The 19,024-nt window shown below is 57.8% G+C and carries 14 protein-coding genes; 2 read left to right on the top strand and 12 right to left on the bottom strand.

Annotation, left to right across the window (positions count from 1 at the left end; translation table 11 throughout):
* From VK725_RS16600 to VK725_RS16570, 7 genes are all read right to left on the bottom strand, one after another.
* A partial coding sequence (locus VK725_RS16600) for a sugar porter family MFS transporter (protein WP_325319169.1) occupies window positions 1–1,149 on the bottom strand: 1,149 nt, incomplete at its 3' end.
* An 85-nt stretch (window positions 1,150–1,234) separates the two neighbouring features.
* On the bottom strand, window positions 1,235–2,125 hold the full coding sequence (locus VK725_RS16595) for an SMP-30/gluconolactonase/LRE family protein (protein ID WP_325319168.1): 891 nt from the start codon (window positions 2,123–2,125) through the stop codon (window positions 1,235–1,237).
* Complete coding sequence (locus VK725_RS16590; protein ID WP_325319167.1) at window positions 2,122–2,886, bottom strand: SDR family oxidoreductase; 765 nt, start codon at window positions 2,884–2,886, stop codon at window positions 2,122–2,124. The genes VK725_RS16595 and VK725_RS16590 overlap by 4 nt, the downstream gene beginning before the upstream one ends.
* A gap of 26 nt (window positions 2,887–2,912) precedes the next feature.
* Entirely contained in the window at window positions 2,913–4,061 is a 1,149-nt protein-coding gene (gene dgoD / locus VK725_RS16585) for a galactonate dehydratase (protein WP_325319166.1), read from the bottom strand.
* Window positions 4,058–4,699, bottom strand: a complete 642-nt coding sequence (locus VK725_RS16580; RefSeq protein ID WP_325319165.1) for a 2-dehydro-3-deoxy-6-phosphogalactonate aldolase — start codon at window positions 4,697–4,699, stop codon at window positions 4,058–4,060. The genes dgoD and VK725_RS16580 overlap by 4 nt, the downstream gene beginning before the upstream one ends.
* Window positions 4,696–5,655, bottom strand: coding sequence for a 2-dehydro-3-deoxygalactonokinase (locus VK725_RS16575; protein WP_325319164.1), 960 nt, complete (start codon window positions 5,653–5,655; stop codon window positions 4,696–4,698). Before VK725_RS16575 ends, VK725_RS16580 begins: the two co-directional genes overlap by 4 nt.
* Window positions 5,652–6,365, bottom strand: coding sequence for a FadR/GntR family transcriptional regulator (locus tag VK725_RS16570; protein ID WP_325319163.1), 714 nt, complete (start codon window positions 6,363–6,365; stop codon window positions 5,652–5,654). The genes VK725_RS16575 and VK725_RS16570 overlap by 4 nt, the downstream gene beginning before the upstream one ends.
* A gap of 578 nt (window positions 6,366–6,943) precedes the next feature.
* On the opposite strand from VK725_RS16570, the gene VK725_RS16565 reads away from it, so the two are divergent.
* Window positions 6,944–7,666: a FadR/GntR family transcriptional regulator gene (locus VK725_RS16565; protein WP_325319162.1), complete on the top strand. Its 723-nt coding sequence runs from the start codon at window positions 6,944–6,946 to the stop codon at window positions 7,664–7,666.
* Window positions 7,667–7,708: 42 nt separating this feature from the next.
* Here VK725_RS16565 and VK725_RS16560 read toward each other — a convergent pair whose 3' ends face one another.
* The 5 genes from VK725_RS16560 to VK725_RS16540 all read right to left on the bottom strand — a co-directional run bounded on the left by VK725_RS16560 (window position 7,709) and on the right by VK725_RS16540 (window position 16,146).
* Window positions 7,709–8,632 (bottom strand): aldose 1-epimerase, encoded by a 924-nt coding sequence (locus tag VK725_RS16560; RefSeq protein ID WP_325319161.1) that lies wholly within the window; start codon window positions 8,630–8,632, stop codon window positions 7,709–7,711.
* A gap of 51 nt (window positions 8,633–8,683) precedes the next feature.
* On the bottom strand, window positions 8,684–9,889 hold the full coding sequence (locus tag VK725_RS16555; protein ID WP_325319160.1) for a glycoside hydrolase family 27 protein: 1,206 nt from the start codon (window positions 9,887–9,889) through the stop codon (window positions 8,684–8,686).
* Window positions 9,890–9,994: 105 nt separating this feature from the next.
* Complete coding sequence (locus tag VK725_RS16550; RefSeq protein ID WP_325319159.1) at window positions 9,995–11,839, bottom strand: glycoside hydrolase family 35 protein; 1,845 nt, start codon at window positions 11,837–11,839, stop codon at window positions 9,995–9,997.
* A 140-nt stretch (window positions 11,840–11,979) separates the two neighbouring features.
* Complete coding sequence (locus VK725_RS16545) at window positions 11,980–14,862, bottom strand: TonB-dependent receptor (protein ID WP_325319158.1); 2,883 nt, start codon at window positions 14,860–14,862, stop codon at window positions 11,980–11,982.
* 774 nt (window positions 14,863–15,636) lie between these two features.
* Window positions 15,637–16,146, bottom strand: coding sequence for a hypothetical protein (locus VK725_RS16540; RefSeq protein ID WP_325319157.1), 510 nt, complete (start codon window positions 16,144–16,146; stop codon window positions 15,637–15,639).
* Window positions 16,147–17,397: 1,251 nt separating this feature from the next.
* Between VK725_RS16540 and VK725_RS16535 the strand changes: the two genes are divergently transcribed.
* Complete coding sequence (locus tag VK725_RS16535; RefSeq protein WP_325319156.1) at window positions 17,398–18,834, top strand: aldehyde dehydrogenase family protein; 1,437 nt, start codon at window positions 17,398–17,400, stop codon at window positions 18,832–18,834.
* The last annotated feature ends 190 nt before the right edge of the window (window positions 18,835–19,024 follow it).

Below are 19,024 nucleotides of genomic sequence, written 5' to 3'. Positions count from 1 at the left end.
GCGGCCTTTCAGCGGCTGCACTTCCGAACATAGCGTCCAGATTAGTGGGCCGGCAGACATCGCAAAACCCACGATAAACACCAGCAGCATGCCAACGGTGAACAGCTGCATCGCGTGCGACACCGCACTCATACCCATCATCGCGCCGACGACGCCAAGACCGATCGCCATCACGGCGAAGCCGGTGTACAGGATCGGTTTGCGGCCCCACTTGTCGATCAGGCCGATGGCGATGAATGTGGCCAGCACATTGGTCAGGCCGACGATGGCGGTAAACCACATCTGCGAGGTGGTGTCGTAACCCATATCCTTGAAAATACGCGGCGCGTAATACATCACTACGTTCATGCCGGTGAACTGCTGCATCAGCTGCAGCAGTACGCCAAGACCGACCGAGCGGCGAAAATTGCTGTTCTCAAGGAACAAATGCCAGCCGCGCTGGGGTGTGCGCAATTGCTCTTTGATCTCGTTGGCTTCGCGCGTCACTGTGTCGGGATTGCCACGCAGCTGTTGCAGAACATCGAGGGCTTCGGCCTCGCGATTGCGCATCATCAGCCAGCGTGGGCTGTCGGGAAGAAAGAAGACGCCAAACAAGAACAACACGCCAGGAATCGCTATCACACCGAGCATCAAGCGCCAGTTTCCGCTATAGCTGAAGGCCGTGTCGGAGAGAAACGCGACCAGAATGCCGATGGTGATCATCAACTGATACAACGACACCATCGCGCCGCGAATAAATTCCGGTGCGACTTCGGCAAGATAGAGCGGTGCCGTAAACGTCGATATGCCAATCGCCAGACCCAACACCACGCGTGCCGCGATCAGTGTGTACGGCGACCAGGCGAATCCGCAAAGTAGTGAGCCCACCACGAAAAGCACAGCACCGAGAATCAGCGAGCGTTTGCGGCCCAACGCAGCCGACATCCAGCCAGCTAGCAGCGCGCCGATGGCGGCACCGAACATCATGCCGCTGACGATCCACTCCACCATGTGGTCGGAGATCGCGAAGTCGCGCTGGATGAACTGCGTGGCACCCGATATCACGCCGATGTCGAGACCGAACATAAGTCCGGCAAGCGCAGCGAGCACGCAGGTAAATACCGCGGTCGCTTTCGCGTGCGTCGCAGCGGGCGTAGCAATGGCATTCATGGATGACTCCCCAGTCGGATAAGCGGATTGGATGCCTCGATCGGCATCTTTATATCGGTGTCGTGGACTACATGGCGTGGCGTGCTCACACGGGGCGGCCCGCGAAACGCGGCTCGGCGATGCCGGTGAACGGCACATCGACGGCAAACAGACCGCCGGCATGCGGGTCGTCCGCCAGCGCATCGGTGGTGAGGCCGTCGCGTGCGCTGGTGATGTAAAGCCTATTCAGTTGCTCACCGCCGAACGCGACACGGGTCGGTTGACGGGTCGGCACGGTGATGACGAGATCTTGATGTCCGTTGCGGTCATAGCGCACCACGCGGCCTAGTCCCCACTGTGCATTCCACAGGCCTCCTTCGGTATCGACGGCGGAGCCGTCAGGATCACCATCCAGATGCGACAGGTCGATATGAACCCCTGCATCAGTGACTTGATCACCGTATGCACAGCGCCGTATCACGCCGGTCACCGAATCGCAGTAGTACATCGTTGCGCCATCTGGACTGAAGGCGATGCTATTGCTGATGGCCACAGACCCAAGTGGAAGCCGTTCGAGCACGCGATTGGCATGGAGCCGATAAAAACCGCCAGCGGCGTAGCGCGCCTCACCGGCCGCGGGTTCGTGCAGGGTTCCGAATACAAATCGCCCCTGGCGGTCGCAAGCACCGTCGTTGAGGCGTGTGGGCAGACCTTTTTCCACGTCGGCAATCGGGATCAACTCTCCGGATTCCAGATGAAAAAAGGCGAGGCCACTAGCCAAACCAAGCAAGAGCCATTCGCCGTTCTCGCACAATGCGAATGAGGCGAGACGCTCGGGCATCCGCCAGTGACGCGTACTGTTATCTGCAGGACAAAAGCGCCACAACATGGATTGGTGGATGTCGGTCCAATAAAGCGCTTTTTCTCGCGGGCACCACGTCACGCCTTCGCCTAACGTGTTGCGTGCATCAAACACCAACGCTGCACTCAATGTCATGCCCAGCCGCCGTCGACGATGAAATCGTGGCCGGTGCACATGCGACTGTCATCCGCACCGAGGAATAGCGCGGCACGCGCAAGATCATCCGCGGCGAGATAGCCGGGCATGCATTGCTTTTGCTGTATGTCGCGCTTACCGGCTTCATCCAGCCAGAGTTCGCGTTGCTTGTCGGTGATGACCCAACCGGGCACGAGCGCGTTGATGCGAATGCGATCCTTGCCAAGCTCGCGTGCTAGGCCATTGACCAAACCATGTACCGCCGATTTGGCCATCGCATACATCGGATAGCCGGCGTTCTTGATCATCCACCCGGTAGATCCCAGGCAGATCACCGAGCCGCCACCCAGCTCGCGCATGCCAGATACCACCGCCTGCGTTGCGAAGTACTGATGCCGCAGGTTGACGGCGATACTCTGTTCGAATTCCTCGACCGTAGTGTCTTCCAGACGATGGCGCCGATCGTTCGCGGCATTGTTTACAAGCACGCCGACTTTACCGATGTGCGAACTCGCCTCAGCGATCGATGCACGCAATGCCTCGACATCCGTGACATCGCAGCGCAGGAATAGCGGCGCATGACGCGTATCGGGCAGCGCAACGCGCAAGGCTGCCGCGCCCTTTTCATCGATATCGAGCAATGCCACGCGCGCGCCTTGTTGCGCGAAGTGGGCAACGAAGGCCGCGCCGATACCCGTGGCGCCGCCAGTAATCAAAACGGCACGATCGACGAGACTTGGATACGTGGCGAACGAAGACATGTCGAATCTCGCAGGGAAAGAGGTGCTTACCACTCGGCCACGCTGCCATCGGAATGACGCCAGATCGGATTGCGCCAGCGATGCCCGATAGCCGCGCGTTCGGCAACATATGCTTCGTTGACTTGCACGCCTAAGCCTGGGCCGCCGGGAATCGAGACGAAGCCATCTTCGTAAGCGAAGACGCTGCGATCGACGACATAGTCCAGCAAATCGTTGGCGGCGTTGTAGTGAATGCCCAGACTCTGCTCCTGGATGAATGCGTTGTGGCAGATCGCATCGAGCTGCAGATTGGCAGCCAGTGCGATCGGCCCGAGCGGACAATGCAGGGCTAGCGCCACATCGTAAGCCTCGGCCATCGTGGCAATCTTGTGTGTCTCGGTAATGCCGCCAGCATGCGACGGATCGGGCTGAATGATGTCCACGCCACCGGTGGTGAATACGCGCTTGAAGTCGTAGCGTGAATACAGTCGCTCACCCAATGCGATCGGTGCAGGCGAAATCGCTGCGAGCTCGGGAATGGCTTCAAGGTGATCGGAAAGCACGGGCTCCTCGATAAACATCAGCTTGAACGGCGCCAGTTCGCGCATCAGCACTTTCGCCATCGGCTTGTGCACACGCCCGTGGAAATCCAGACCGAGACCGATATCCGGGCCCACGGCATCGCGTACCGCTTGTACGTTTTCCAATACGCGTTGCACTTTGGCGTGCGTATCGACGAAGTGCATCTCTTCCGTTGCATTCATCTTGACTGCGGTGAAACCACGGGCGACAGCATCCTTTGCCGCCTTGGCCGTATCGGCCGGCCGATCACCACCGATCCACGAATACACGCGGATGCGCTCGCGTACCGGGCCACCCAGCAACGTATGCACGGGCACGCCCAAATGCTTGCCCTTGATATCCCACAGCGCCTGATCGATGCCCGCGATGGCACTCATCAGCACCGGACCGCCGCGATAAAAACCACCACGATATAAAACGCTCCAGTGATCCTCGACATGGCGCGGGTCCTTGCCGACCAGGTAATCGGCCAGTTCTTCAACGGCGGCGGCAACGGTGTGCGCGCGGCCTTCTACGACCGGCTCGCCCCAGCCGCTGATGCCCTCATCGGTATCGATGCGCACGAACAACCAGCGCGGCGGGACAAGAAAGGTCGTGAGACGAGTGATCTTCATGTGTTGGTTCCTTGAGATGCTGTGCCCGTCTTCCAGGCCTGTACAAAAGCGAGGGCACGACGGCGTATGTCGTCCGTTTCGCGTCCGGGAGCGTAAAGCGCCGAACCGAGACCGAAGCCGTCGGCACCCGCCGCGATGTAGGGCGCCATGGTTTCGGGGGTAATGCCACCCACCGGCAACATGGCAAGATCGCGCGGCATCACTGCGCGCCATGCCTTGAGTACGGTGGGCGTAATTTGCTCGGCGGGGAATAATTTGATCGCGTCGGCACCGGCATGGATCGCCGCAAAGGCTTCCGTAGGTGTCGCTACGCCGGGGATGCAATACAGGCCGGCGCGCTTGGCCGCAGTGATGATGGCGACATCCGCATGGGGCATGACAATCAGACGGCCGCCAGCCGCGGCGATCTGCGCGACCTGTTCGCTACGCAGTACGGTGCCGGCACCGATCAGGCAATCGTCGCCGAGCGCCGACGATAAGCGCCGGATGCTTTCCAGCGGCTCCGGCGAATTCATCGGCACTTCGATAACGCGGAATGTGGCGTCGTACAGCGCGTGGCCGACAGCGAGCGCTTCGTCCGGGCGAATGCCGCGAAGAATCGCTACGAGTGGGAGGGCATTCAACCAGTCGCGGATCATGCATCTAATCCCAAAAAATCGTACGTTGTCGCTTGCGCCAGCAGTCCCGCCGTCGCAGCCAGTTGCCATAGTCCTTGTGCGGCCGCATCGCCGATGATTGTCGGGGGCGCATAGCCAAAGTAAGTAGCTGCTATGGCGTAGCGATGGCACAGCGAAAGGTCGCCAATCAGGCACAGCGGCACGCTGTTGTCGCCACCGTCGCGCACCAATGCAATGCGGAATTCCTCACCGATCAAGAGTCCGGAAAGAAACTCCGGTACGTCGTCGACAGCGAGCTGATTGCTCAACATCAAGGCACGTGAGGAGAACAGGCGGCTGAATGCGCCCTCCGCCGCACTTTCCTTGGCGCTATGCAGACCGCGCAGGAAGGCTTCGTTCGGGACGGGTTGCGGCTCTTCGACCGACACACTTGCGCCGAGTATCGAATGCTTCATCAGCAGTGCGTAAATCTCACCGGTCATGATCGTATCGAACGCGGCAATCCGGCCGTCGCTGACAGTGGCCCATTTGCTATGCGTGCCCGGAAGTACGAAACGGACATTCGCCCGATGTTCCGGCTGCTGCGACAGTGCGCCAATAATTTGGGTTTCCTCGCCACGCATGACGTTTGCGGGTGAGTCTTGGAGCAAACCTGGTGCGATCCACATGTCGTGACGGGCGCAAGCATCGTTGCGCACCATGCCCTTGGCGATGGTGGTGACATCCGCCGGCACTTTGACGTACGGCACCTCGTGCCAGCCTTGCCGGCTGCCCACCATGCCGGCAGCGAGGATGGTGCAAGGCGGCCAACCGGTTGTGATGGCACGCAATGCGGCGGAAAAACTGCCCTCTGGTAAATGGCGTATGCCCCATGCGTGCTGACGCGTGGCCACGACGTTTCCGTCAACGTCATAGAGATAAGCACGCAGGCTTGAAGTACCCCAATCGAGGCCAATGAGTGGCACCGCTACGTTCATACCGGCTTCCGTCCTCGACGCTTGCCAGTCATGTTGGCGTGCGAGTCCAGAATCATCCGTTGCATCGCACGCCGGGCCGACTCGGGCTGTCGACGCCGTATCGCTTCGAATACCTTGCGGTGATACGGCAGCGAGTATTTAAAGTCGTTGCTTTTGCGCGCGGACAATACAAAGTAAGAGCCTAGTGCCGTCTCAACAACCGAAAACAATGAGATCATCAATTCGTTGTTGGTGGCCTTAAGTACCGCCTCGTGAAACTCCAGGTCCGCTTCGGCCCATTCGTCGCTGTCACGAGCGGCCTCCATGGCGAGATAAGCGGCTTGAAGATCTTCCAATTGCTCTGCACTGCAACGACTGGCCGCGTGGGCTGCTGCTGCCGGCTCGATGATCTCGCGCATTTCGACCAGTTTCTGCGTGAAATCCGTGGTCGGCATCGATGCGCAACGCCACGCCAATACGTCGGCGTCGAGCTGATGCCAGTAACGTTCTTCGCGTATGCGCGTACCGACTTTGGGGCGTGCCTCGATCAGGCCTTTGGCAGAAAGCACGCGTATGGCTTCGCGCAACACCGTTCGACTGATCGCCATTTGCTCCGCGAGAATGTCTTCGCGAGGCAAAGCATCGCCGGGACGAAGCGTCCCATTGACGATACGCACCCCCAATTGCTGGGTGACGTGACCATGAAGATTGCGGATGTTCACGGCTCTCATAGATGCTCTTTTCATGTCATACGCGTATCGCTCCGATTTCCACCGGTATCGACACGCTGACAGCGACAAGTACCAGGAGCTCAATACAGCGGAAATGCGGCCTTATGGTCATGCTGCGATGCGCCACCCCCTGCGCTCCCTTATTCGTATAATAATACAATATGTTTAGAGGCGACAGGGTGTCGGCTTGGCCCAAAGCTATAGTCCGATGCATCGGATGAAGCGTAGGTTTTTGCTTGGCGCTGTTTGCGCGATCACGCAAGCACCGAGCCTTTGCGCTTCCCCGCCCATGGTCGTAGCGTGGGTCCAAGTCCACGAAGTAGGCTAATGGCCCACATTGCGAATGTTGAGCGGCTGCCGATGCTTTCAGCGCAAATCTATGGCGCCGGCTTGAGAGACCTTGTTCGGAACAACCGGTAACTTTAGGCATGCCCTGCGTGCCATCGCGACAACCCGCTGACGCTACGCGGGCAACCTGCTATAGAGCTTATTATATTATAATTTATCCAGTTCACCGGATCAGTTGAACTCGCGCCAGATCGTGTTTTAAATGCATCCAGTCTCAGGAGTTCAATGCCATGATGAAACCCATCGCCGTGCGCAACCTGCACAACCAGGTAGTGCATGAGTTGGGACGGCTTATCGTCAGTGGCGAACTAAAGGCCGGCGATAGCTTTCCGCGAGAGGAACTGCTTGCCGAGCAAATGAACGTGAGTCGCACCGCTTTGCGTGAAGCGATGAAGGTGCTTTCCGCCAAGGGCCTGATTGAATCGCGACAAAAGACCGGCACTCGCGTACGCGATCCCATGCACTGGAACCAGCTCGATGCCGAGGTGTTGGGCTGGCGTTGCGCCTCGATGCCAACGGATAGCTTCGTCGAAAAGCTAGTAGAGATGCGTGAGATCATCGAGCCGGCGGCAGCCGCTGCCGCCGCGCGCCGCCGCACCACTCAACAATTGGCTGTGTTGAAAGATGCATACCAGGCCATGGAGGCGGCGACTAATCTTGATGCCTGGGCCAAGGCGGATCTCGCCTTTCATGAGTGCCTGCTGCAAGCGGCAAACAACGAGCTGATGTCCTCGCTATTTTCGGTGATCGAAACGGCCTTGGACACTTATTTCCGCCTGTCTGCGGGCAATGCTTCCAACTTCAACGTCGCCCTGCCTCAGCATCTGAAAGTCTACGAAGCGGTGCGAGGCAAGCAACCTGATGTGGCCCGGCAAGCAATGATGAAGCTGGTCCGTGATTCACAGGACAATATTCGACGCGGTGCCGCCAAGTCGCCTGGCAAGCGAAAGTAAGCCGTCCCTGTTGACTGCATCACGAGTAGTAAGGCAACGAGATTAACGTTGCAGCATATCGAGCACGCTAAAGACGAATCGATGCTTCAGCGTAGCGTCCGGTTGCAGCATCGTCATACCATTGGCTAGCGCTCCCCCGGGTAAATGCACCGCGTTGATGGGGTGATCGACGGGCTCGAAACAGAAAAAGTCGCCGCCGGCTGGGGTATACAACACGAAAGCATCGACGTCGGCACTGATCCGCAAGCCAAGCCGCAGTGCTCGCCAATGGATCTCGGCATCACCCGTCCATGCGTGAAAAGCGTGATCCAAACCCCCGCCGGGCAATGCACGCTTGTTCCTGAAATCCCAATGCGGAGGAACGACGACGCGTTCAACCGGCAGCGGTGATTGACCGTCGTTGATCCATACCTGCGGCGCGGGTGCGAGCAGGTCGACCTCGCCGTGACGAGGAAAGAAAGGATGCAACCCGAGTCCGAACGGCATCGTCGCCGATCCGGTATTGGTGACCGCCAAGTCGACCTGCAAAGCATCGTCGTGCAAGGCATAGTTCAAGGTCGCAGCGTAGCTGTATGCCGTTTCAGACGATTCGCGCAACGACAGTTGCACCTCGCGCGCCGTATGCGACTGCACCTGCCACGCACGCTGCCAACCGCTGCCGTGAATAGGCCACGGCTCTCCTTCGCGATTGCGCGTCACAGCAATCCAGCGTCCATCCACGTGAAAACCGTCTTCGGCAATGCGGTTGCTCCATGGCACCAGCGGGTAACAGGCCAAACGATTGGGGTCGAGCGAATGCGCCTGCGAATTCGAAAGCGGTACGTAGCGACGCATCAAAGGAATCGACTCGCCCCATCCATGCCAGTCGAAGCCGGCGAGTCCACCGCCGGCTTCGGGTAGGATGCGTGCACTCAGCGCCGCACTTGTGATTTCCAGCACTGACAATTGCCCTTTCTGCTCGATCAAGGCTGCTTGTTCTGCGCCGTGCATATGCAAGCAGGACAGATCGCCAGTATCTTAAAGAGCACTGATGCGGTACATCACAATGCCATGCGCCGGCAGGTGCGCCTTGATGGAGCCGTCGCCCTTCGTCTGCGAGTGCTGCCAAAGATCCCGCAAACGATAGCCTGCAGCGCTCTTCAAACCTATCTCGCTGGCGTCGACGCTGACGTCGTGTGCAGCATCGGTTTCGTTGAACACCGCCACGGCCTCGCTGCCATCCTTAAGCGGTTTGACAATCACGTGGATGCCATCGGCGTCGCGCACTTGTTTGCCTTGCACACCGAGCGGATCTTGATCCACTGCAATAACCTCCTTGTTGAGCAGGATCTGCAACGCATCGGGCTTAATCGTGCGCAGGTCGGTACCGATCAGCAGCGGCGCGGCCATGATCGACCAAAGGCTGAAGTGGCTGCGGTATTCGGTGATGCTCATGCCGCCATTGCCCACCTCGAGCATGTCTGGATCGTTCCAGTGGCCGGGGCTGGCATAACTGTCAAGCACCACGTTCTCTTTGAAGATCTTCAGCATGGAGGCATATTCGTCGCGAATGTCGCCCGTGGTGCGCCACGAGTTGGCGTCGACTGGCGCCTTGCCGGCCCATAGCCAAGGCTTGTTTTCGCCCCATTCGCAGACGCTGTAGAAGATGTGTCGACCACTTCCACGCAGCGCTTCGGCCATGGCGGTATAGCGCTGCTGCGCATCGACCTTCTGGTTATTGCAGTTGTCGTACTTCAGATAGTCCACGCCCCACGATGCAAACGTTGCCGCATCCTGTTTCTCGTGGCCGAGGCCGCCGGGAAAGCCGCGGTTTTCCTGCAACGGCTCGCAGGTGGATGTTCCCGCACTGGAGTACAGGCCGAACTTGAGACCATGTTGGTGGATGTAGTCGGCCAGCGCCTTCATGCCACTTGGAAAGCGCTTGGGATTGGCTTGCAGCTGGCCATTCTTATCGCGCTGCCAGTTGGCCCAGCAGTCATCGACGTTGACGTAGCGATAGCCCGCGTCGCGCAAGCCCAGGCTGATGAACTTGTCGGCAATGCCGCGGATCATCGCTTCGTTGAATTCCTCGCGGCAGTGCGTGGAATTCCAGTTGTTGAAGCCCATCTGCGGCAATGTCGGCGTTGTCTGATCCGCGCGAGCTGCGGAGGAACTGGCCGCGATGGCAAGAACGAGTGCGAATGGCGCCGCGGTGCGCAGCACATGTGCAAGAGAACGGTTCATCGATTTTTCTCCACTAGCGTGAAACGAGATCGGGTGGGTATCGGAGCTGGTTGCACCGTTCGTCAACGATGCGTCATGCGTTAAAGCGATCGCTGCGGCCATGCTTCAAGGTGCCGGCACGGTGGTCGTGCCCAGTACGGGATGCTTCAACGTATTCAGCACGGGCTGGCCTTCCACCAGCAAGTCCAGGACAACCAGCTGATTGCCGCGCGGCTTCAACCACGCTCCTGGCACGTACAAGGTTCGCTGCGGACCGATGCTCCAGGTGCGACCCAGCGGATGCCCGTTGAGCCAGACAAAACCTTTGCCCAGGCCAGCCGTGTCAAGGAATGTGTCTGCTGCTGCATTGCCCGAGACCGGTGCGTCGAACGTACCGCGAAAGAAACAAGGTGCATGCTGGCACGTCACCCGTGTGTAATGCAGCGAATCGCTGTTGTTGAACGGCAACGAATAAATTTGCCAATCGAGCAACGGGTGACCCTGCAGGGTGACACTGTCCAGGATGCCCTTGCGCTCAGTGACCATCTGCTGGCCGAAGTTAATACGGCCGTCGTTTTGTACCAGCAGATCCAGCGTGTCGCCCTTGGCCAGTTTCAGCGTCAACCGATCCTGCTTCAGGCGACGATCGAGCGTACCGACGCGCTTGCCGTCGATGTAAACCTGGGCATAGTCGTGCAGTCCGTCGATACGCAACTCGCCCGCGAAATCAGCGGTGATGCGTTTGCGATAGAGGATGTCGCCGTACGCCTGTCCCAGCGCCTCCATGGTCTGGAGTTCATGCGATGCCGTTGGTGTCGGCAACACGTCCCATAGCGACACCGACTCATCCAGCTTGATACCACGGATGGCCTGTGTTGCTGGCGTCGCCGGCACCGGCGGTGGGGTGACTCCCGTCGCCTGCATGATCACTTTGCGTAATGCGTCGTACTTCGGCGTGGGCCTTCCGCTTTCGTCGAGCGGGCTGTCGTAGTCGTAGCTGTTCACGTCCGGCTGATAACTGTCGTCGTCCCAATTGGCACCGTTCATCCAGCCAAACGACGTGCCGCCATGGAACATGTAGAAATTGACCGAATAGCCTTGCTGAAGTATCCACGTCAGCTCAGTGGCGACTTGTTTGGCGCCGATCACGTGATGGGGTGCGCCCCAGTGGTCGAACCAGCCGACCCAATATTCGCCGGCCATATAGGGACCGCCCGGCTGCCACGTGTGCAGCTGCGCGAATTTTTCGTGCGCGTGGCCGACGCCGAAGTTGATCACCTTGAGCAGATCCGGCAGAGAGCCCGGTTGCTCGGCACTATCGGAGGTGTAAAACAGCGATGCGTTGAAACCGCTGTCGATCAGGTCCTGACGGATCTGTTCCAGATAGAGGTTGTCATGACCAAAACTGCCGTACTCGTTTTCCACCTGCACAGCGACGATGTTGCCGCCGCGGCTGTACTGCAACGGTGCGAGTTCTTCACCCAGGCGATGCAACCAACGTTGGGCCGGCTGCATGAACTTCGGATCGGTGCTGCGCACCTGCGTGTCCTTATCTTTCAGCAGCCATGCCGGCAAGCCGCCGAATTCCCATTCCGAGCATACGTAGGGGCCGGGGCGAAGGATCACGTACAGACCTTCTTGCTGCGCCTCGCGGATGAACTCGGCGACGTCATTCTGCCCACTGAAATCGTAGTGACCTGGCTGCGCCTCGTGCGCGTTCCAGAACACATAGGTGGTGATGGTGTTCAAGCCCATCGCCTTCGCCATTTTCAGGCGCGCGCGCCAATACTCGCGTGGAATGCGCGGATAGTGCATTTCGCCAGCGATGATGCGAAAAGGCTTGCCGTCGAGCATGAAATGGCCCTGCTCGACTGTAAGACTGCGCGTCGTGGCGTTCGTCGCCGCAGAGACGTTGCCGGCTAACAAAACGCCGAGTCCGACGCCCATCGAAATACTTTTCAATACATTCATCGAAACCTCTCGCCTCGAACTGCCGACGTGCCCGCTTTTGGCCAACACATCGCTCAACATGCCAAAAACCTACCGAAGTCGTGGCATGGACGTCCGTTCCAAAGTCATGCGTGGAACCGATCGCCATGCCACGACATGTTTCAGAAGGTGCCGCGAACACCCACGGTATACACGGTGCCATCTGCCTCGGCATAGAGGAACCGATTGGGATAGACCGAGTAGTCGTAAAGATGCGACTGGGTCAAATTGGTGCCGGTAACGAACAGCGAAAGATGGTTGTTGAGCTTGTAGCTTGCGCTCAAGTCCAGCTCGCCGTACGACGTGCGGTTCTCAGGCTGAGCCCCCGATCCGTAGGCAATGCTCTCCAGATATTTTCCACGCCAGTTGTAGGCGAGACGTACCTGCCAGCGTCCTTTTTCATAGTAGCCGCTGAGGTTGGCCGAATCGCCAATGCCCGGCACGGCAAATTTGCCGGAGGTGCTGATCGTGCCTGGACTGAGCGTCGCGCTGCTGTTGACGTGTGTGTAATTGAAAGCCATGCCCAGGCCGTCAAAAGGCGCAGGCAGGAGATGCGCAAACTGATAGTTGAACGTCAGTTCTTCTCCGTAAATATTCGCCGAGTTCAAATTAATCGGCTCGCTCAACGACCAGGTCTGACCGAGGAACTCCACGGGCGTGCTGACGATCGTGCTGAAGTTGCTGACCTTCTTGTAAAAGCCTTCAAGGGCAAGATAGCTGACGTCGTTCATGTACCACTCCAGGCCCATGTCATAGTTTCTCGACGTGTAGGGCTGAAGTTCGGGGTTGCCTTGGCTGATCGTCAGCGATTCGGGTCGCGTGCCGAAACTTTGGTTGTAGTACAGATTGTTTAGCTCAGGCGGCGTCAGCGTTTTGGAAAGCGCAAAACGATAAATCAAGTTGTCGGTCAGATTGAGCTTGAAATTAAGCGCCGGCAGCCATTTGTGGTATCCACCCATCGCTTCCTGCGGCTGCAGCGGTCCGTATGTAACCTGACCTGCACTGCTATCGGTTGGGCTTATGTAGTAACTGGTGGGTTCTTGGAAAATAGCCTGAGACTCCGAATCTACGTGCAGATAGCGCACACCGACGTCGAGAGTCCACGACTTATCCCACAGCGTGCCATCGAAAAGCGCCTTGGCGAAGGCCGCTTTGTTGTTTTCCTCCACCTCGTTGAAGCTGCCGGGATCGGGTTGCGGCCCAAAGCTGTGGTACTGAGCCAGCGCCGCGAGCAAGGCTGTGCGTTTGGCGGGCGTCAATTGATTGTAGGCCGCCGGCGTGGTCAACCAATTGATATACGCAAGCGCGTTGTATTGAATCCATTGCCTCGGCAGCCCGGGTTGCGAAACACCGTTGATCGGAGCAGGCGGCGTGTAGATGTAGGCACCGACAACGCTGGCCGGCACCGACACGGCATAGCCGCAGTACGCGTTGCAGAGGATGCCATCGGGCGTCGTCAGGTCCACCGATTTGTTGTATTCGCGATTTTCCTGGATGCCGAATTCGAGATTGGACAAGACACCGCTATCGAAACTCTTGTTTAGATTCAGCTGATACTCGGTGATACCTTCGGTGACGTTGTTCGACTGGCCGCCCGCATTGCAGCAGTGCGCATACAGGTCGTTGAGGTTGGTGGTGGAGATGATATTGGTATAACTCGGCGGTTCGTTGTCGCCATTGTTGGTCCAGGTCGGATTGACGCCAACATTGCGCGCACCGATCACGGTGAAAAAGCCGTCCGCACTTTCCTTGTTCCACGCTTTGGAGTTGGATACGTCCAAAGTGAGCACGGTCGACGGATCGAAGTCGAAAGCCACGTTCAACCCGTTTTGGTTCATGATTTCGTTGCTTGGATTGTAGGCAACGACATAGTCGTTCGACATGACGCCGGTGTTTTTTCGCACATAGCTCAGTACGGTGTTATTGGCATCGGTGGTGAGCGATTGGAAGTCGCCGCTGTTTCCGTATTCGCCAAATTCGTGCTCCAGCGGGTCGACCCGGTAGCCCGCATACAAGGTGTCGAACTTGAAGGTCAGGCGGTCGATCGGGCGCCAATCAATCGCACCGGTGAAACTCTTGCGCGTGCGCTCTTCGACTACGACGTTGTTGGCCAACGTTTCAGGTATGGCGACGTTCGTGTACTTGGGATTGCTCAAGCCGGAAAGCTGGGAAATATTCTGGTTGACGTACCAGGAGTTTGCCTGCGTATTGATCTGGGTATCGTCGCGCTTGTAGTACTGCACGGAGGCCAGCCAACCGAAGGTGTGGTCCGAATTTGTCCAGCCAGTCAGGCCGGAGACCTTGGGCGTGGTCTTGCCGGACCAACTGCCGCTCAGGTTGCTATTGACTCCAGCTGCGGTACCCGTCGCGTGGAACCCATTAAAATCCAGTGGACGCGCGGTTTGAATATCGACGACGCCACCGATATCCACTTCGGGAATATCCGCCGATGAGGTTTTGTTGACTTGGGCGACGCTGATGATGTCTGAGGGCAGCACGTCGAAATCGAAAGCGCGCGTGCCGGACGCGGTGGCCATCTGGCGGCCATTGATCGTTACGGCAACGAAATCGGGACCAAAGCCGCGTATGGCAATCTGATCGGATTCGCCGCCACTTCGATCCACCGACACGCCAGGCACACGCTGCAAGGCATCGGCGACATTGGGATCGGGGAATTTACCCGCCTCTTCCGCAGAAATCGAATCGACCGTGTTGACCGAATTCTGTTTGATCGACTGAGCACGGCGGATCGCATCCAGCTGACCGCTGACAGTCACCACACTCAAGTCGGTCACTTTCTTGTCGCTGGCTTTTTTCTTGTCATCCGCTGTGCCGGTGCCTCCAGCAGAACTGTCCTGGGCCGTTGGCGCAGATGCAGGTGTGCTGGTCGCCGGCGCCGGAGTGCTTGTTTGTGCGTGCGCTTGCGTGCCATAACCAACCACACAAGCGCCAGTCATTATCGCCAGCGCCTGACACACCGAGAACGTCAATTTGGTTCGTTGCATGGATTGCCCCTTAAATTACGTAAACATGTACGCAACGGAGGGCATGACTTCATGCCCCCGTTAAGCCGGTCTGCTCTGATTGATGCCGCACTACCCCGTCGGCCACGTCACCCAAGCGCCGCCCCCGCTCGTTGGCGATTCGTGAACCATGTCGTAAAGCAACCTGAGGGATCAGCCGGATAGCCGGGCCAATCGCTTCGGATTTTTGTCGCCGCCGCCTGCGCGTCTCCAATAGTATTATTTTAGGATAATAATATTCCCGTAACGAGCGACAAGCTGCAGCGCAGCATTCCCGAAAGGCGACATCACCTATCGGGCCGCGCAGAAAGAATGCTGGCGTTGGACTGGCACGCAGATGGAAAGCGGGATTGGTTCAAGCAGAGAACGCTGGAGCTTTATGGCGGCATCCCAATGGGGCACTGCATCGTTGCTCGCTGTCCTACGTTGCTTATCGTAATGGGCTATCTAGCAGACATCGCTGCTTCGAACGGATTGACGTAAGAGAGCTGCGTATCGATTTGACGTTTGAACATATCGCTCGCGGAAAAGTGGAACGCCCTTTCCATCTAGCGAAGGAGAGACACTTTTCGAGCGCCAATGAAGCGCACAGCGTTTCGAAGGCCAATTCCCCTGTTCGACCCCGAGCAGACATAACCGGTCAATGACGGCCCGCTGGCGTCGACGCAATGCAGCGGGCCGTTGTGATTCTGTTTCGGAAATGATGAAGAGATCGGATCGTACTTTATCGCCTGAGCTGATCGATGATGGCTTAAGTTAGTGAGGGTTGGAGCAACTCAGAACGAAGGACGAAGCAGCCGCGTCATAGGGCGGCGCGGTGGATTGAACATCGACTGTAGCGCCCGTTGTCGAAACGCTAGACACTTCGGATTGAAAGTCGGTTGAATTTGCGCCGACGAGCACCGCTTGGCAGGTGGGGACAGATGCGAATGCCGACGTAAAGGTGATGGTGTAAACCCCGTCGATGGAGTCGAAGTTCGCATTGCCGCTTAAGGCGGAGGAGCCCGCCAACGTTCCATCTGCATTGAAGGCCGCGGTAAATACCGTCTGACTTGGTTGACCTACCTGGGTCGTTCCAAGCAGCGGAGGAACGCAAGGCAACGAGGTAACCCACCTTACGGACTGAATGCCTGCAACGTTGTCTACGCATGCATAAACCGGTGGATTGGCTGGTCCTTCTGTTGTTTGGGCATGCGCGGGATTGATACACGCCACTCCAACAAGCATCCCGGCAAAAACGGCTAATTGCGCGAAGATACGTTTCATGTAAGTGCTCCTGAAGGTAGACGAGCCAGCAACTGGCTGGCGACAGATGGGCACAGGCAAGCGCCGAATCCACTGCGCAAGGCTATGGTCGGTATAGAAACCTTTTGTTTAGGGCGCACCGTCTAGACGCAAACGGAAATGGAACCGTTCCGGACGGTACGGACGAAAAGAAACTGCTCACGCTATCCCCACGCGCAATCTAGACAGTTTTTCCTTAATGAGACGTCTATTTGCGTGCTGATGGGTGTTAACTGCATGCGCGCCGTCACAGAAGCCGATCAAAGCACTGCGCGAAAAGAAAAGGTATAAAGCGAGATCAGGGTGAGTTTTTATTAGTGAACCTGACTACTCATGCTTTGCTAGGGTTCTTGCGACAAAGGCCCGTTTTCGACGCAAATCGGACATTAAAATCGCGAACCCAGTTGTTTGGCATTCCCCGAATGCGCAAGTGCTGAGCCGGCTGAACGAGCGCTGGGTGCCTGCAAATGATTTACAAATAACGGGGACAGGTACGTTCATAACTGCGCTGTCCAAGCACCGATCTATTTTCAATACAGCGCAGAACTTCAAAATGTCGAGCCTGGATAACCAGCACACAAAACCCAGCAGCTAGTGCAATAAGAAAGACGCTTACAAGCAAGAGGAGTCCATGCTCATGGGAATGCGTACCGCTAACGTCATTCGCCGGCTTTGATTTGGATTTCGTTTGTTAGCGAGATTGGGGTTTGTCCTGATACCGACATCATGCGCAACGTATCGGTACATTCCACCCACAACCGAAGCCGGCCTTCGGTGTGTGACAACTTGTGAGGTTGGGCATCAGTCCTGCGTTGCCAACGTTCAACAAGACGCGAACGCACGAGCAGATCGATGTGACATCGATCGATCCATCAAACTAAAGGAATGTCTCGCTCGTGCAACTTCAGACTCCGATGCACAAACCTGTAACAACACCGCCAACGCTAATTACTGCGGTGCCTCGGCGTACACACTTACATGCGACTCTCACTATCGACAATGCTACAGCGCCTGTGGTGGAACGGTTATAAGCGAGCACTAGCAGGTGCACTACTTCTGTCGTCAAGGCCCGCTTTCCACGCAAAGCGGAGATGGCTTTTCCGCCGGCCGAGCGAGAACTTCGACGACTAAGACTCAAAAGATCGATGCGTGAATCATATAGACGACAGATTTGTGGCCTGCAAAGGGGCGTTACACTGTTAGCCTGGACCTCAGGCCGGGCGGATCGTCGTCATGAAACAACTTCACTTCAAAAGCATGGTTTGCGAGGCGAGCGACAAGGACCCGACGCTCGAGGTCAAATCGCCTTTCGATGGTGCGGTGGTGGGCACAGTCAGCGTCTCCGCTGCAGAGGACATCGAGCGCGCGCTCGCGACCGCCCATCGCTTATTCAAGAACCGTCGTGGCTGGCTCGCCGCGGCGGATCGCGAAGCCATTTTGAGGCGCGCCGCGCAAAACATGATCGACGTAGCCGAAGATCTGGCCATGCTGATCGCGCAAGAGGGAGGCAAGCCTCTGGTCGACGCGCGTGCGGAAACCGTTCGCGCCATCGATGGCATCCTGTCATGCGCGGAAGCCATCCGTGGCAACGGCGGGCATGTCATTCCGATGAACATCAATGCGAGTTCGGCTCATCGGATGGCCTTTACACAACGGGAACCCATCGGGGTGGTGGTGGCGGTCAGTGCCTTCAACCACCCCCTCAACTTGATCGTTCATCAGGTGGGTCCCGCGGTAGCCGCCGGATGCCCCTTCATCGTCAAACCCGCGACCGATACGCCCCTTAGCTGCCTGACGCTGATCGATATCCTGCGCAAGGCAGGGCTTCCGGAAGCTTGGGGACAAGCCATCGTGTTGGAAAGCAATGAGCTTGCGTCGCGCCTCGTCATGGACGCGCGAGTTGGATTCTTCAGCTTCATTGGAAGCGCCGCCGTTGGCTGGAAGCTGCGTTCGCAGCTCGCCCCGGGCGTTCGCTGTGCGCTCGAACACGGCGGCGCGGCGCCGGTGATCGTAGCTGCCGATGCGGACCTCGACAAAGCCATACCCAAACTGATCAAGGGCGGCTTTTATCACGCGGGTCAGGTTTGCGTGTCCGTGCAGCGTGTTTACGCACATCAGTCCATCGCCCGAAACACGGCTGACCGCCTGGCACGCGCCGCAGAGTCTCTCGTCGTCGGCGACCCCACCAAGGCAGACACCCATGTGGGCCCGCTGATTCGCCCAAAAGAGTTGGACCGCGTGGACAGCTGGGTGCAGAACGCCGTGGCGGCTGGTGCGGAACTTCTTACCGGTGGCAAGCGAGTGGGAAAGACGTGTTATGCACCGACGGTGCTATTTGCGCCCCCGGCCGATTGCGAGATCAGTCAGAAGGAGGTTTTTGGACCGGTCGTCTGCGTCTATCCGTATGACGATATCGAGCAAGCGTTCCATGCGGCGAATTCGCTGCAGGTCGCCTTCCAGGCGGCTGTATTCACGCGGGACTTCGACACGGCGATACGCGCCTACCATGAGCTGGATGCATCGGCGGTGATGGTCAACGAGCACACAGCCTTCCGTGTCGACTGGATGCCGTTTGCGGGCTTACGTGAATCGGGCCTAGGAGTCGGCGGCATTCCCTACACCTTCCATGACATGCAGATCGAAAAGATGTTTGTTGGCGTGAGCCCGTAAGCGGCATTGTTTGGGCGTTACCCAAGACCGATGCAACCGCTTGTGCAATTCAAAACCGATTCGAACCCGCATGGGTTTTCGATGTCTTTCGACTAGCGGTACACAAAGGTCTTTGCATCTAGCGGTTCGATCCCAACGCGTGAATCAACTGCCCGCTTTCGACTGTGAGCTCAATGGGTCAATGCAACAC

Origin of the sequence: Dyella sp., from assembly GCF_035486915.1 — a bacterium.
Lineage (GTDB): Bacteria > Pseudomonadota > Gammaproteobacteria > Xanthomonadales > Rhodanobacteraceae > Dyella_B.
The sequence above is the reverse complement of the archived record's forward strand: the minus strand, read 5'-3'. Positions and strand labels throughout refer to the sequence as shown.